A 13,574-nucleotide genomic window follows, 5' to 3' on the forward strand; every position below is an offset into this window, starting at 1 on the left:
GGGGGGGGGGGGGGGGGGGGGGGGGGGGGGGGGGGGGGGGGGGGGGGGGGGGGGGGGGGGGGGGGGGGAGGGGGGGGGGGGGAGGGGGAGGGGGGGGGGGGGGGGGGGGGGGCCCCCCCCCCCCCCCCCCCGGCGGGCGGGAGGCGGCCTGTCACACCGCACGGTCCTCACGCCGCACGGTCCTCACGCCGCACGGTCCTCACGCCGCACGGTCCTCACGCCGCACGGTCCTCAGACCGCGCGTTCCTCACACCACGCCGCTCTCCCACCACCAGAACCCGGAGCCGTACGACGGGTACTGGACGCGGCTGTCACAGTGCTGCCAGGAGTGGGAGTAGGCCTCCAGGCCGGAGAAACCGCAGGTCTCGGCGATCTTGTAGACCTGGTAGGTGGTGTGGCCGGAGACGACGATGTCCCCGGCGACCCCGTAGCAGTGCATGCTGTTGGAGGCGCCGCCGATCTGCGAGTTGTAGGAGACGCTGCGGAAGCCGGAGTTGATGGTGACCGGGCTGTTGCCGGCCTTGCGGCGCAGGGCTTCCAGCTTGTACATCAGCCGCCGCACGTTCTCCTTGACCGTGGCCGAGCCCACCTTGCCGCCGCCGAAGCCGGAGCCGTCGTGGGAGGTGAACTCGCTCCACGCGAAGTGCGCGGTGGATCCGTCGCCGCTCTCCAGGGCGTTCAGCGCGCTCTGCGTCTGCGGGCCGGCGATGCCGTCCACGCCCAGGCCGTAGGCGGACTGGAAGCGCCTGACCGCGCCGTCGGTGGCCGGGCCGAAGTCGCCGTCCCAGGCGATGTAGGTCTTCTGCGCGCTGGACGCCGCCCAGCCGCCGACCCGGATCTGCAGTTCCTTGACGTCGGAGCCGGAGTCGCCCTGCCGCAGGGTGCGGGACCAGCCGTAGGCGGAGGCCTGACCGGCCGAGGCGAGGCCGGCGGCCGCCGCCATGCCGACCGCGGCCGTCATGCCTGCCGCGCCGCGCAGCAGCGCACGGCGTCCGACATCCTGGCCGTGGGGCTGTGATGCGTTCATGAACGTCACTCCCGGGGTGCTGGGTGATCACTGGGTTCGTGGGTGCCGGTGCCGTCACACGCGCCGGCCGTACCGGTCAGGCGACCAGGGCCTGCCAGGTGTTGGTGCCGACGATGCCGTCGACGCTGAGGCCGTGCGCGGACTGGAAGGAGCGGACCGCGCTGTCCGTGGCGGGCCCGAAGTCCCCGTCGACGGTGAGCGACGCGCCATGGGCGTTCAACTGGCTCTGCACGGCCTTGACCGCCTGCCCGGTGGAGCCCTGCCGCACGGTGACGACGAGGGCCTGCCAGGTGTTGGTGCCGACGATGCCGTCGACGCTGAGGCCGTGCGCGGACTGGAAGGAGCGGACCGCGCTGTCCGTGGCGGGCCCGAAGTCCCCGTCGACGGTGAGCGACGCGCCGTGGGCGTTCAGCAGGTACTGCACGGTCTTGACGCGTTCGCCGGTGGCGCCCTGCTTCAGGGTGGGCCAGCCGGTGGCCGGCGGCGTGTAGACGTCGCCGCGTGCGAAGGCCTGCAGGTCGGTGTAGGTGCCGTTGAAGGTGTCCTGGTCACCGGGGAAGACGCCGGAGTCCGCGTACTGCCAGATCGTCTGGCTCGACCAGCCGGCCGGGAGGGTGCCGGGGGTGCTGGAGTAGCGGGCGATCCACAGCGGGTTGGTCGCCCCGAAGCTGCCGTCGTTGCCGGTGCAGGTGCTCCACCAGTCGGTGGTGGTGTAGATCGTGGGGTAGCGGCCGGTCCGGGAGTGCACCTCGTCGCTGAAGGCCCGGATCCAGGAGACCATCGCACTGTGGCTCAGCCCGTAGCAGGTGGCCCCGTACGGGTTGTACTCGATGTCCAGGGCGGGCGGCAGCGTCGTCCCGTCCGCGCTCCAGCCGCCGCCGTGGCCGACGAACCAGTCGGCCTGCGCCACGCCGCTGGAGTTGCCGGGCAGCGCGAAGTGGTAGGCACCCCGGATCAGCCCCACGGCGTGGGCGCCGTCGTACTGCTGCGAGTAGTACGGGTTGATGTAGGTGGTTCCCTCGGTGGCCTTGACGTACGCGAAGGCCGCTCCGTTGTTCTTGACGGTCGTCCAACCGACGTTGCCCTGGTGCGAGCTGACGTCCAGTCCGGCGGGGCCGGTGCTGACGGCGGCCGCCGGTGCCAGGGCCTGCGGGGAGGCCGCGCCGAGGCGCTGCAGTCCGGCTCCAGCGTGGTCGTCCCCGGGGTGGGTCATGCGCACCGGGGTTCCGCGGCCGTCGGCGGTGCGCGCCGCAGCGGTGCCGGGGAGGGCCAGCAGCACGGACAGCACGGCGGTGAGCAGTCCGGCCGCGAGGGTGAGCCTTCGGCGCTTTCCCGGCTCCGGTCCGCGGAGGCAGGTGGGGGTGGCGGGGGGCATGTCGTTCCTTCCGTGGCGGGGTGTGGACGGGAACGCGTGGGGGGGAGACGGGGAGGCAGGGCGAGGCCGGCCCGGATCCGCATCCGTGTCCGCGTCCGTGTTCGCGGAGGGGTGCTCGGGAGCGGTGGTCCGCCGCTGGTGCGCCTTGCCGGGGGGAGGGGAACGGTGCTCGGTGGGGGTCGGGCGGGCTGCGCGGTGCGTCCGTCCGGCGCAGCGGGCTGGTCGAGGGGGTGAGGGCGGCGCTCGAGGCGGCCGCCGCCCGGAGCGGGGCGGCCGCGGTTTGCCGGACACGCGAGCCGCGTCCGGTGCGTGGGGGCGGATGCCGTGGTGGGGGATGCCGTGGGAGGGGAGGGGGAGATGCACGGGGTTCGCGGGGAGTCGACGCGCGTAAACCGTACGAGGTGTTTGACATGCTCGCAACAGCCTTGGGGGCATCCTGGCCAAGAAAAGTCGCTCGGGGCGACCAACTGATCCCGGTCTGCCCTGCTTCACCGCATCCACCGGTGACTTGGGGAATCCGGGGCGGGAAGGAGTCGGCCCGTTCCGGACGCACCCGGCACCGCCCGCCCGCGCCGAGCGGAACCCGGTTCACCGCGACCAGCTCCGCCCTTGCGGCGCCCCCGTGCCGTGATGCGCCGATGACGCCGGCGCGCCGCCCCGAGCGCCGCGACGCGCCGATGCCGACCGCGCTCCCGGAGGGCGCCGCCGCACCCGGTCCGGCTCCGTCCGACCCGCCCGCGACCGTGTCCGACCGGCCTGAGCCCCGGCAGAGCGGTGCCGGTGCGCCAGCGAGGTTCCGTGCCGGACACCCTCGCGGGTGACAGGGCACCTCGCACTCGGTGGCCCCGACCTCGTATGGTCGTGTCCGTGTTGGAGGAGATGCGGATACGGTCGCTCGGAGTCATCGACGACGCCGTCGTCGAGCTGTCGCCAGGCTTCACCGCCGTCACCGGTGAGACGGGCGCGGGCAAGACCATGGTGGTCACCAGCCTCGGACTGCTGCTGGGCGGGCGAGCGGACCCGGCGCTGGTGCGGATCGGCGCCGGCAAGGCGGTCGTGGAGGGGCGCATCGCCGTGCCCGGGAACACGCCGGCCGTCGTCCGGGCCGAGGAGGCCGGTGCCGAACTCGACGACGGCGCGCTGCTGGTCAGCCGTACCGTTTCGGCGGAAGGCCGCTCGCGGGCCCATCTGGGCGGACGGACCGTGCCCGTGGGCATGCTCGCCGAACTCGCCGACGAACTGGTCGCCGTGCACGGGCAGACCGACCAGCAGGGCCTGCTGAAGCAGTCCCGGCAGCGGCAGGCGCTCGACCGGTACGCCGGGGACGCGGTCGCCGCCCCGCTCGCCAAGTACGCGGAGGCGTTCCGGCGGCTGCGCACCGTCACCGCCGAACTGGACGAGATCACCACCCGCGCGCGGGAGCGCGCCCAGGAAGCCGACATGCTGCGGTTCGGGCTCGAGGAGATCGCCGCCGTCGAGCCGCGCGCCGGCGAGGACGCCGAGCTGGCCGAGGAAGCCGAGCGGCTCGGACACGCCGAGGCGCTGTCCTCGGCGGCGACGGCCGCGCACGCCGCCCTCGCGGGGAACCCCGAGGACCCGGAGGGCATCGACGCGACGACCCTCGTCGCCGGTGCCCAGCGGGCCCTGGAAGCGGTGCGGTCGCACGATCCGGCGCTCGCCGCGCTCGCCGACCGGATCGGCGAGATCGGCATCCTGCTGGGCGACGTGGCGGGTGAACTGGCGGGATACGCCGACGACCTGGACGCCGACCCGCTGCGGCTGTCCGCGGTGGAGGAGCGGCGGTCCGCGCTCACCGGGCTCACCCGCAAGTACGGCGAGGACGTCGCCGCGGTGCTGGCCTGGGCGGAGCGGAGCACCGCCCGGCTGACCGCACTCGACGGCGACGACGAGCGGATCGGTGAACTGACCTCCGAGCGGGACGCGTTGCGCACCGAACTCGGCGGGCTGGCACAGGCCCTGTCCGACGCGCGCGCCGAGGCCGCGGAACGCTTCGCGGCCGCCGTGACGGCCGAGCTGGCCTCGCTGGCCATGCCGCACGCCCGCGTGTCGTTCGCCCTCCGCCAGACCGAGGACCCGGACGGCGTCGAGGTCGGCGGGCGCACCGTCGCCTACGGCCCGTCGGGAGCCGACGAGGTCGAGCTGCTGCTCGCCCCACATCCGGGCGCGCCGCCCCGGCCCGTCGCCAAGGGCGCCTCCGGCGGCGAGCTGTCGCGGGTGATGCTGGCCGTGGAGGTCGTGTTCGCCGGCACCGACCCGGTGCCGACCTACCTGTTCGACGAGGTGGACGCGGGCGTCGGCGGCAAGGCCGCGGTCGAGATCGGGCGCCGCCTGGCGCGGCTGGCCCGCACGGCGCAGGTCGTCGTGGTCACCCACCTGCCCCAGGTGGCCGCCTTCGCCGACCGGCAGCTACTCGTCGAGAAGACCGACGACGGGTCGGTGACCCGGTCCGGGGTGAAGGTGCTGGAGGGCGAGGACCGCATCCGGGAGCTGTCCCGGATGCTCGCCGGTCAGGAGGACTCCGAGACCGCACGGGCGCACGCCGAGGAACTGCTGGCGACGGCCCGCGCAGACGGTTGAGGGAAGCGGTCGGAGCCCGGGCCGCCCGGGCCCGCCGCGGTGGGCCGTCCCCGCGGTCGGTCGCCGCGGCCGGGCCCGCCTTTCGGTGGCGCCGCCGCGCCGTGCGGCCGCTGCCGCTGCCGCCGGCACGCGCGATCGGGGAGAGGGGCGCACGGGGCGGCCCGTCCGACTCCTCAACCGACCAGGCCGGGCCGCACGGCCCGTGCTCCCCGACCGGGGCCGTCGACCGGACCCCTCGATCGGGACTCCGGGCCGCGGTTCCTCGGCCGGTTCCTCGGCCGGTTCCTCGGCCGGTTCCTCGGCCGGAGTTCGCCGAGCGACGGATCCCGCCGGGCGGGTGGGGGAGCGGCGCGAGGGAGCGAGCAGCCGGCGACGCGTGTGTCCCCGCGTGGTGGAAACGGCCGTCCTGTCACTCGTGTGGGTGAAGTGGGGGCGCGGCTGCACCGGGCTCGCGCCCCCACGGTTCCCGGAACACCCGTACGTACTGGCATCCTTGGCGGTGTGCGGGCGGGAACCCGCGCGGTCCCTTCCCTCCCCACCGACCTTCTGTACGTTTCTTCGTGACCGTTCGCGACCCGTCCGACGCCGAACCAGGAGCCCCGGCCACGTGATCCCGAGCAGCCTCCCCCCGCACGGCCACTCGCCGCTGCGCACCGTGCAGGTGCTGGGCGGAGGCAACGCCGGCAGCAGCGTCCACGTGCGGACGCTGACCGCCGGGCTCGTCGCGCGGGGCGTGCGGGTCACCGTGTGCGCCCCCGCCGAGGCCGATCACGCCTACGACTTCACCGGTGCCGGCGCCGACCACGTGCACGTCCCCCGCAGCAGCGATCCCGTCTCCGTCGCCGCGCTGCGGACCGTCTGCGCCAACGCCGACCTGGTGCACGCGCACGGGCTGCACGCCTCCTTCCGCGCCGCGCTCGCCCTCAGCGGACGTCCCACCCCTCTCGTCGTCACCTGGCACAACCGCAACCACGCCGAAGGGCCGCGCGCCCACCTGCTGCGCATCCTGGAACGGCGGGTGGTACGGGCCGCGACCGTGGTCCTCGGCACCAGTTCCGACCTCGTGGACCGGGCCCGCCATCGCGGTGCCCGGGACGCGCGGCTGGCCGCGGTGGCCGTGCCCGCGCCGGGCCGGATGGGCGCGGGGCGGGAGCCCGAGCGCCTGCGGTCCAAGGCGCGGGCGGAACTGGGCGCCGTCGGGCGCCCGCTGCTGGTCGCGGTCGGCTCGCTCGACCGGCACCGGGGGTACGAGGTCCTGCTCGACGCGGCGCGCGAGTGGCGCGGGCTCGATCCCGTGCCGCAGGTGGTGATCGCGGGAGAGGGACAGCTCAGGGAGCGCCTCCAGCGCCGCATCACCGACGAGGATCTGCCGGTGCGGCTGGTCGGCCGGCGCGAGGACGCGCGCGAACTGATCGCCGCGGCGGACCTCGCGCTGCTGCCCGGCCGGTGGGAGTCGCGGTCCGTGCTCGCCCAGGAGGCCCTGCACGCCCGGGTGCCGCTGGTCGCCACCGATGTCGGCGGCATGCGCGAACTCGTCGGCGACGCCGGGGTCCTGGTGCCGTACGGGGACGCGGAAGCGCTCGCCGACGCCGTCGCGCGGCTGCTGGCGGACCCGCGGCGGTGCGCGCTGCTCGCGGACCGGGGCGTCCGCCAGACGGCGACCTGGCCGACCGAGGACGAGACCGTCGCCCAGGTGCTCAGCGTCTACGACGAGCTCACCCAGCCACGGGTGTTCCCCTAGGAGCGTGTCCCGGTAGGAGCGCACCCCGGTGGTGCAGCCGTGGAAAGCCGCCCGGCCCGCGGCCCGCGGTCGACGGCGCGGGCCGCAGGCCGGGCGGCCGCGCTTCTCGGGTGCGGTCGGTCGGGACCGGGGAGCACCTCGTCGACCGGGTCCGCGACGAACCGCGCAAGGCGTATGACGAACCGCGCAAGGCGTATGTCGGGACTGTCCCGCAGGAAGGATCAGGAGGCGCGGGAGGGCGGCCGGATGCCTGCTCGGGCAGTCGTCGACCGGAGCCGGTGCGGCATGTTCCAGCCGTCGGCGAGCCTCGACGGGTGAACGTTGCGTCCCGCTCCGAAGAACTCGCAGAACTTCATGATCAGCGGGTCCCAGCCGAGCGGGTCGACGTAGTGGGTTCCCGGGATGACCAGGTCCTCCTCGACATGGGTGCGAAGGACCTTCACCTCGAAGGCGGTGGCGTGCGGCTCGGGACCGCCGAAGGGGTGGGCCGAGACGACCTCGCACTCCATTTGGACCGGACATTCCGCGACCCTGGGGGCCCGGACCAGGTCCGATGCCTGCTCGGTCAGGTGGGCGGCCGAGAACTTGTCCGGCTCGTACCGGTAGCCCTGCTTCGCCTTGTGGTCCGGCACGGCCCGCTTCCCGGTCGTGAGCGCCGTCCGGTCGACGGCGTCGACCATCGCCGACGAGGGCAGGTTGAGCACGCATTCGCCCTCCCGCAGCAGGTTCGCGGTGGTCTGGGCGCTGTCGCCCAGACCGAGCATGCAGGACCAGCCCAGCCACCACGCCGAGGACATCGGCGCGAGGTTCGCCGTGCCGTCCTCGTTGAGTGAGCTGATCAGCACGACCGGCGTTCCGAAGTACAGGACCTTGAGCCCGGGGACGACGTGCATGCGCTGTGCCTTTCGCGGAGTGCCGGACGGGGGCGGGCTCGCGATCGGGAGCCGAGCCGTCGCCGACTCTCTCGCGAGTGGAACCACCGACGCCGGCGGAAATACGACCTCGCGCTGACCCGGCCGCTGCGCCGGCGGCGCTCCGCGACGCCGAGGGCCGTGCCCGGTCGGCGCCGCACGGCACGGCCGGTGCCGGTGCCGGTGCGGCGGAAGTGCGGCGGGCCGCCGCTTCAGGACACGTGCCGACGCGCCCGGAGCGCCAGGCTCAGCGCCAGTACCGTCTGGGGGTCGTCCAGATCGGTGCCCAGCAACTCGCCGATGCGGGCGAGCCGGTTGTAGAGCGTCTGCCGGTTCAGGTGCAGTTCGCGGGCGGTCTCGGCCTTGCGGCCGGCGTGTGCGAGGTAGGTCTCCAGCGTGGGCAGCAGCGGCGGCCGGGAGCGGGCGTCGTGCGCCTGCAGCGGCCCGATGGCCCGGTCGACGAAGGCGGCCAGGTCCGGATGGGCGCGCAGCCGCCACAGCAGCAGATCGATGTCCAGCCGCCGGGCGTCGTACCAGGGCCGGTCCGGGAGCCCCTGGGCCGCCGCGGCCGTCTCCGCCGCGTGCCGCAGCCCCGCCGCGGCCGCCGCCCAGCCACCCGGGACCCCGACCACCACCACCGGCTGCTGCGCACCCGGCCTCGGCATCCCGGTCCGCTTCACGCCCGCCCGCAGCGCCGCCGCGACCCGGTCCGCCACCGCCGGCCGCTCCGACTCGGCGCGCAGCCCGAGCAGCACCGGCACCCGGCCCTCGACCGGCCTCACCCCGAGCAGCACCGGGACGCCCACCGAGCTCAGCTCCTCCGCCACCGCCCGCGCCAGCACCGCCCACCCTCCGCCGGGGGAGAGGACGTCACCGAGCCGCATCACCACCGGCAGCAGCGGACTGCTCCCGGGTCTGAAGCCGAGCACCCGGGCCTGCGCGGGCGCGTCCTCGGGGTCGATGCGCCCCTCGGCGAGGTCGGTGAGGAAGTCTCCCCGCCCCCGCGCCGCCAGTTCCTCCTCCTGGCGGGCCTGCATCAGCACCACCGCCAGGATGCCCGCGGCCCGCTCGGCGGAGATGCGGTGCACCGGTGCCAGCGGCGACCGCACCGGCAGCACCGCGATCCGCGCACGCACCGCGGCCGAGCCCGGGCCGCCGCCCGCCACGTCGACTAGGACGGACCCCGCGGGCGGCGGCGCGTCCTTGTGCGGGCCGCGCAGCCCCTCCCACACCTGGAGCGGGTCCGTGCCCTCGGGACCGTCCCCGGCCGCGTACAGCAGCCGCCCCTCCGGGGTCTCCAGGAAGACCGGGTTGCCGCAGAACCCGGCCAGGATGCCGAGGACCTGGGGCACCCCGCCGCCGCCGAGCAGTGCCTCGGTGCAGCGGCGGTGCACCTCCTCCGCCTGCTGCAGAAGTGCGTAGTGGCCGTTGACGATCTCGGTGTGGATCTCCTCGGTGACCGTCACGAACGCCACCTCGCGGTGCAGTTGCACCAGGGGGAGGCCGGCCGTGCGCGCCGTCTCGACCAGCGCGGCGGGCAGCCGGCCGAAACGCGGACCCAGCTCGACCACCAGCGCCGCGATGCCCCGCTCGGCCAGCGTCCTTACGAACGCCCGCTGCTCGGCCGGCCGGGTGCCCAGGCCGTAGCCGGTGGTCAGCAGGAGCTCGCCGCCCTTGAGCAGGGAGGCGATGTTCGGGACCTCGCCCGCGTGCACCCAGCGCACCGGGCGTCCGAGCCGGTCGGCGCCCGCGACGACCTCCGGCAGACCGCTGCGCAGGGCCGGCAGCTCCAGCGCCTGCCGGACGGTGATCCCGGCGCCCTGGGTGTCGTGTCGGTCGTGCGTGCGGCTGTCCATGCAGCGGACGGTACCCGCGGACACGACGCCGGGGCACCTCCGGGCCGCCCCGGGCCGCCGCCCGGCCGGGCGGACCTTCAGGCGGGGCGGATGTTGTGGTTGAAGCGGAAGACGTTGTCCGGGTCGAAGCGGCGCTTCACCTCCGCCAGCCGGCGGGTGTTCTCCGCGCCCAGACCGGCCCGGACGCGCTCGGCGCCCTCGTCGCCGATGAAGTTGAGGTAGACCGCGCCGGTGCTCCACGGCCCGACCGCCGCGCGGACGTCGCGCACCCACTTCAGGACGCGCTCGTCGTCCGCCGGGTCCTCCCACACCCCGAACGGGTGCACGGCCCAGGCCGCGTCCCGGTACGGCACCGGGTACTCCCGAGGCCCGGCGGCTATCGCACCGCCCTGCGGGAACAGCACGTGCTGGGTGTGGGTGGGCACCGGCTCGGAGTCGGCGAGGGCGCAGAACACGTCCACGAAGTCGTCGGGGGCGCCGCTCACGTACTCCACCGACCAGTAGTTCCGCAGGCCGGGCGGATCGTCCAGCATGCACTGCAGGTCGGCGTAGGGCATCGCCCCGGCGATCTCCGCCTCGTGCGGCAGCGCCAGCAGCGGCTCGGCCAGCCTGCGCATGTCGTCCTCCGGGCCGGCGTAGGTCAGCAGTACGGCGCAGGCCAGCCTGCCGACGAGGTGCTCCGGTACGAAGTCCTCGGGCGGCCCGGTGAGGTACAGCACACCGCCCCCCGCTTCGTCGGGTCCGGACTCCACAACGTCGCGGAAGACGCGCACGGCGTCGGGGCCGTAGCGGGGGAGGTAGAGGAGCAGCGCCATCGAGAACGCGGGCAGGGCGTGCAGCCGCAGCGTGAGCGAGGTGGCGACGCCGAAGTTGCCGCCACCGCCGTGCAGCGCCCAGAACAGCTCGGGGTCGTCGTCGGCGTCCGCGTGGACCCGGGAGGCGTCGGCGGTGACCAGGTCCGCGCCGAGCAGGTTGTCGGTGGCCAGCCCGAAACGACGGTCCAGCCAGCCGTTGCCGCCGCCGAGGACGAAGCCCCCGACGCCCGTGGTGGAGACCCGGCCACCGGTCGTGGCGAGCCCGAACGGCTCGGTCGCACGGTCCAGATGGCTCATCGTGGCGCCGCCCTGGACCCGGACGGTGCCGGCCGCCGGGTCGACGTCCACCGCGTGCATGCGGCGCAGGTCGATCACCATGCCGCCGTCGTTCAGCGCCATCCCCGCCACGCTGTGCCCGCCCCCGCGCACCGAGACCGGCAGGTCGGCCTCCCGGGCGAAGCGCACCGCCCGGACCACGTCGTCCTCGTCCGCGCACTGGGCGATCACCGCCGGGCGCCGGTCGATCATGGCGTTGAAGACGGTCCGGGCCTCGTCGTACCCCTCGTCCTCGGGAACGAACAGGTCACCGGACAGGTCCTCGCGGAACGCGGCGAGCGCCGCACCCGCCTTCGTCGGGGAAGCCATGGCCGCCCCCTTCCGAGCGAGCGGTATGCCTCCGTTCCAGCGTAGGCGAGCCCGGCCCGGCGCACCCGTCGGGCGGAGGACCGCCACCGCCCCGGGCGGTGGCGGCGCGGCTCAGCCCCCGTACGCCCCCGAGGCGGTCGGTCGGTCGCCTATCCGCAGGACGGGGCGAAATGTAGGTTTCGCCAGTCTGGTTCATCGTTAGGTCTCCTGACCTGGTGTTTCATGGAGCAGTCCTGTTGTTCTGTCGGTGGTTTTGTCCTGTGGGTCTGTCGTTTTCCTCAGTGCCGCGTGGCTTTGCCATGAGAATGGGTTCTGGCTCAGCTTTCGTGCAGTGGCCACGGTGAGTGACGGCTGAGGGTTTCCGGGCGGTATGTGAAGTCGCCCGAAAATGGACGGTGGTCAGTGCAGCTGGGCTGACAGTCCGGGCCGTGGAAGACGTTGCACTCCAGCTGAAGGCGCTGTTGTTCCCTGCGATCGCGGGCATCGCGGTGCGGTCGGTGGACGTGGATATCGAGAATGTGCGCCTTGACGCGCAGTGCACCACGGCCGGCGCCGCCTGCCCGGGATGCGGAGTCTGCTCGACCCGGATTCACAGCTCCTACCTGCGGTTTCTCGCTGATGTCCCGAGCGCCGGACGAAGCGTCGTACTCCAGCTGCGGGTCCGGCGGTTCCGGTGCGGAAACACCGAGTGCCCGCGTCGGACGTTCGTGGAGCAAATATCCGGCCTCACCCGCAGGCACGGCCAGCGCACCGAACGACTGCGTTCCATCCTGACCGCGGTCGGCCTCGCCCTGGCTGGTCGAGCCGGCGCCCGCCTGGCTGCCGCGCTCGGCATGTCCGTCAGCCGGAGCACGGTCTTGCGCCTGGTCGAGGCGCTGCCAGAGCCGGAGGTGCCGATGCCTCGGGTGGTCGGCGTCGATGAGTACGCCACCCGCAAGGGCCACCGCTACGGCACTGTCCTGGTGGACGTCGAGACCCGTCGTCCGATCGATCTCCTGCCTGACCGGGAGGCATCAAGCTTGGCCGCCTGGCTCGCCCAGCGGCCAGGGATCGAGGTCGTCTGCCGGGACCGTGCGCCGTTCTTCGCGGAAGGCGCCACAGCCGGGGCACCCCAGGCGACGCAGGTCGCCGACCGCTGGCATCTGTGGCACAACCTGGGAGAAGCCGCTGAGCGGGCTGTCGCCCGCCACCGCCAGTGCCTTCGCGTCCTGGTCCCCGATCCCGTGGCGAAGGCCGGCGAACCGGCGCCGCCCGAGGAGGAGACGGGCTCGCCATGGCGGAGCGAGCGGTTCGCCAACCGCGTCCGAGCCAGGCATGCCACGGTCCACGCGTTGCTGGAAGCCGGCCACAGCCGCCGTTCGATCGGGCGTCAGCTCTGGATGACCCACCGCACCGTCAAGAGCCTCGCGGATGCGGCGAAGCCGGAAGACCTCTTCTGCGGCCAGTGGCAGCACAGCAGGACCTCCGTCCTCGACGAGTACAAGCCCTTCCTGTACCAGCGCTGGGACGAGGGCTGCACCAAAGCCTGGAAGCTGTGGGAGGAGATCGTTCCCTTGGGCTATCGAGGTAGCTACGGCCGGGTCAGCGCCTACCTGCGAGAGAAGCGCACCTCGCCACGGCCGGTCACCGCGCAACCGCCGGCACCCCGCGTGGTGACGCGATGGATCCTCAGCCGGCCCGAGACGCTGACCGAGATCGAACAGCTCCGGCTCAAGGCCGTCCTGGCCAACTGCCCCGAACTCGATGCCCTGACCGGTCACGTCCGGTCCTTCGCCCACATGCTCACCGAACGTCAGGGCGAACGACTCCCTCAGTGGCTCGACGCCGTCCGCCAGGACGACCTGCCCAGCCTCCACACTCTCGCGGCCGGCATCGACCGAGACCGCGACGCCGTCATCGCCGGCCTGACGCTGCCCTGGAACTCCGGGGTCGTCGAAGGTCACGTGAACCGGATCAAGATGCTCAAGCGCCAGATGTTCGGCCGCGCAGGCTTCGACCTTCTTCGCAAACGGGTCCTGCTCGCCCCGTAGTCGTGTTGTCAGTGCCTGATGCGAGGATCCGGGCGACCATACGCAAGGAGATCAGCATGGGCACCTGGGATACCGGTCCCTTCGACAACGACACAGCCGCGGACTTCGCCAACGCGCTCGACGAAGCCGAGCCCGACGCGCGTGAAGCCCTGATCCGAGGCGTCCTCGTCCGGACGATCGACGCCACCGGCTACCTCGCGGAAGCGGAAGAAGCGGTGGCAGCCGCCGCTTTGATCGCGGCGCAATGCCCGGGAGGCGAACCCGTCGACATGTCCTACGGCCCGGAAACACCGATGCCCGTGTTCCCTTCAGACCTTCGGGTACTCGCCGACGAAGCCCTCGCCCGCATCGTCGGCGACGAGGATGGGCCGGCCTCAAACTGGGTCGACCCGGAGGACTGGAAGCAGTGGCGAGCCATATTGACGCGCCTTCGCGCAGTGCTTGCCCCGCCACCCCCGTCCATTGCTCTCTTCGACGTCCAGCCGTAACGGAGCGTCACTCAGCACGGAAGCTGAGCCAGAACCTGAGAATGGGCAGCAGATGTTCACCACTTCGGGAGGCGCCGCAGCACACCGG

Annotated in this window: 9 protein-coding genes and 1 pseudogene; 4 read left to right on the forward strand and 6 right to left on the reverse strand. The window is 73.6% G+C overall.

Going from position 1 to position 13,574, the window contains the following annotated elements; translation table 11 throughout:
• Positions 1 to 247: 247 nt before the first annotated feature.
• The 3 genes and pseudogenes from ACL02U_RS31950 to ACL02U_RS31960 form a co-directional block, all read right to left on the reverse strand.
• Positions 248 to 1,027 carry a D-Ala-D-Ala carboxypeptidase family metallohydrolase gene (locus tag ACL02U_RS31950; RefSeq protein WP_412794501.1) on the reverse strand — a complete coding sequence of 260 codons (780 nt, stop codon included), beginning with the start codon at positions 1,025 to 1,027 and terminating at the stop codon, positions 248 to 250.
• A gap of 76 nt (positions 1,028 to 1,103) precedes the next feature.
• On the reverse strand, positions 1,104 to 1,544 hold the full coding sequence (locus ACL02U_RS31955) for a peptidoglycan-binding domain-containing protein (RefSeq protein WP_412794509.1): 441 nt from the start codon (positions 1,542 to 1,544) through the stop codon (positions 1,104 to 1,106).
• Positions 1,524 to 2,402: pseudogene (locus ACL02U_RS31960) on the reverse strand (lysozyme); the annotation flags it as partial. The pseudogene ACL02U_RS31960 and the gene ACL02U_RS31955, both read right to left, overlap by 21 nt.
• A gap of 855 nt (positions 2,403 to 3,257) precedes the next feature.
• On the opposite strand from ACL02U_RS31960, the gene recN reads away from it, so the two are divergent.
• Positions 3,258 to 5,000, forward strand: a complete 1,743-nt coding sequence (gene recN / locus ACL02U_RS31965) for a DNA repair protein RecN (RefSeq protein WP_412794502.1) — start codon at positions 3,258 to 3,260, stop codon at positions 4,998 to 5,000.
• Positions 5,001 to 5,607: 607 nt separating this feature from the next.
• Positions 5,608 to 6,741, forward strand: a complete 1,134-nt coding sequence (locus tag ACL02U_RS31970; protein ID WP_412794503.1) for a glycosyltransferase family 4 protein — start codon at positions 5,608 to 5,610, stop codon at positions 6,739 to 6,741.
• 221 nt (positions 6,742 to 6,962) lie between these two features.
• Here ACL02U_RS31970 and ACL02U_RS31975 read toward each other — a convergent pair whose 3' ends face one another.
• The 3 genes from ACL02U_RS31975 to ACL02U_RS31985 form a co-directional block, all read right to left on the reverse strand.
• Positions 6,963 to 7,634 (reverse strand): flavin reductase family protein, encoded by a 672-nt coding sequence (locus tag ACL02U_RS31975; RefSeq protein ID WP_412794504.1) that lies wholly within the window; start codon positions 7,632 to 7,634, stop codon positions 6,963 to 6,965.
• Between the two features lie 230 nt (positions 7,635 to 7,864).
• Positions 7,865 to 9,508 (reverse strand): PucR family transcriptional regulator, encoded by a 1,644-nt coding sequence (locus ACL02U_RS31980; RefSeq protein WP_412794505.1) that lies wholly within the window; start codon positions 9,506 to 9,508, stop codon positions 7,865 to 7,867.
• Positions 9,509 to 9,585: 77 nt separating this feature from the next.
• Positions 9,586 to 10,968: an FAD-binding oxidoreductase gene (locus tag ACL02U_RS31985; RefSeq protein WP_412794506.1), complete on the reverse strand. Its 1,383-nt coding sequence runs from the start codon at positions 10,966 to 10,968 to the stop codon at positions 9,586 to 9,588.
• A gap of 395 nt (positions 10,969 to 11,363) precedes the next feature.
• Here ACL02U_RS31985 and ACL02U_RS31990 point away from each other — a divergent pair, with 395 nt between their 5' ends.
• Together ACL02U_RS31990 and ACL02U_RS31995 are read left to right on the forward strand one after the other, a co-directional pair.
• Positions 11,364 to 12,998, forward strand: coding sequence for an ISL3 family transposase (locus ACL02U_RS31990; RefSeq protein ID WP_412794507.1), 1,635 nt, complete (start codon positions 11,364 to 11,366; stop codon positions 12,996 to 12,998).
• 56 nt (positions 12,999 to 13,054) lie between these two features.
• The gene (locus ACL02U_RS31995; RefSeq protein ID WP_412794508.1) at positions 13,055 to 13,486 is read left to right on the forward strand and encodes a DUF4259 domain-containing protein; all 432 of its coding nucleotides are present in this window, start codon (positions 13,055 to 13,057) and stop codon (positions 13,484 to 13,486) included.
• Positions 13,487 to 13,574 lie beyond the last annotated feature (88 nt).

Source organism: Streptomyces sp. MS06, from assembly GCF_047200655.1.
Classification (GTDB): Bacteria; Actinomycetota; Actinomycetes; order Streptomycetales; family Streptomycetaceae; genus Streptomyces.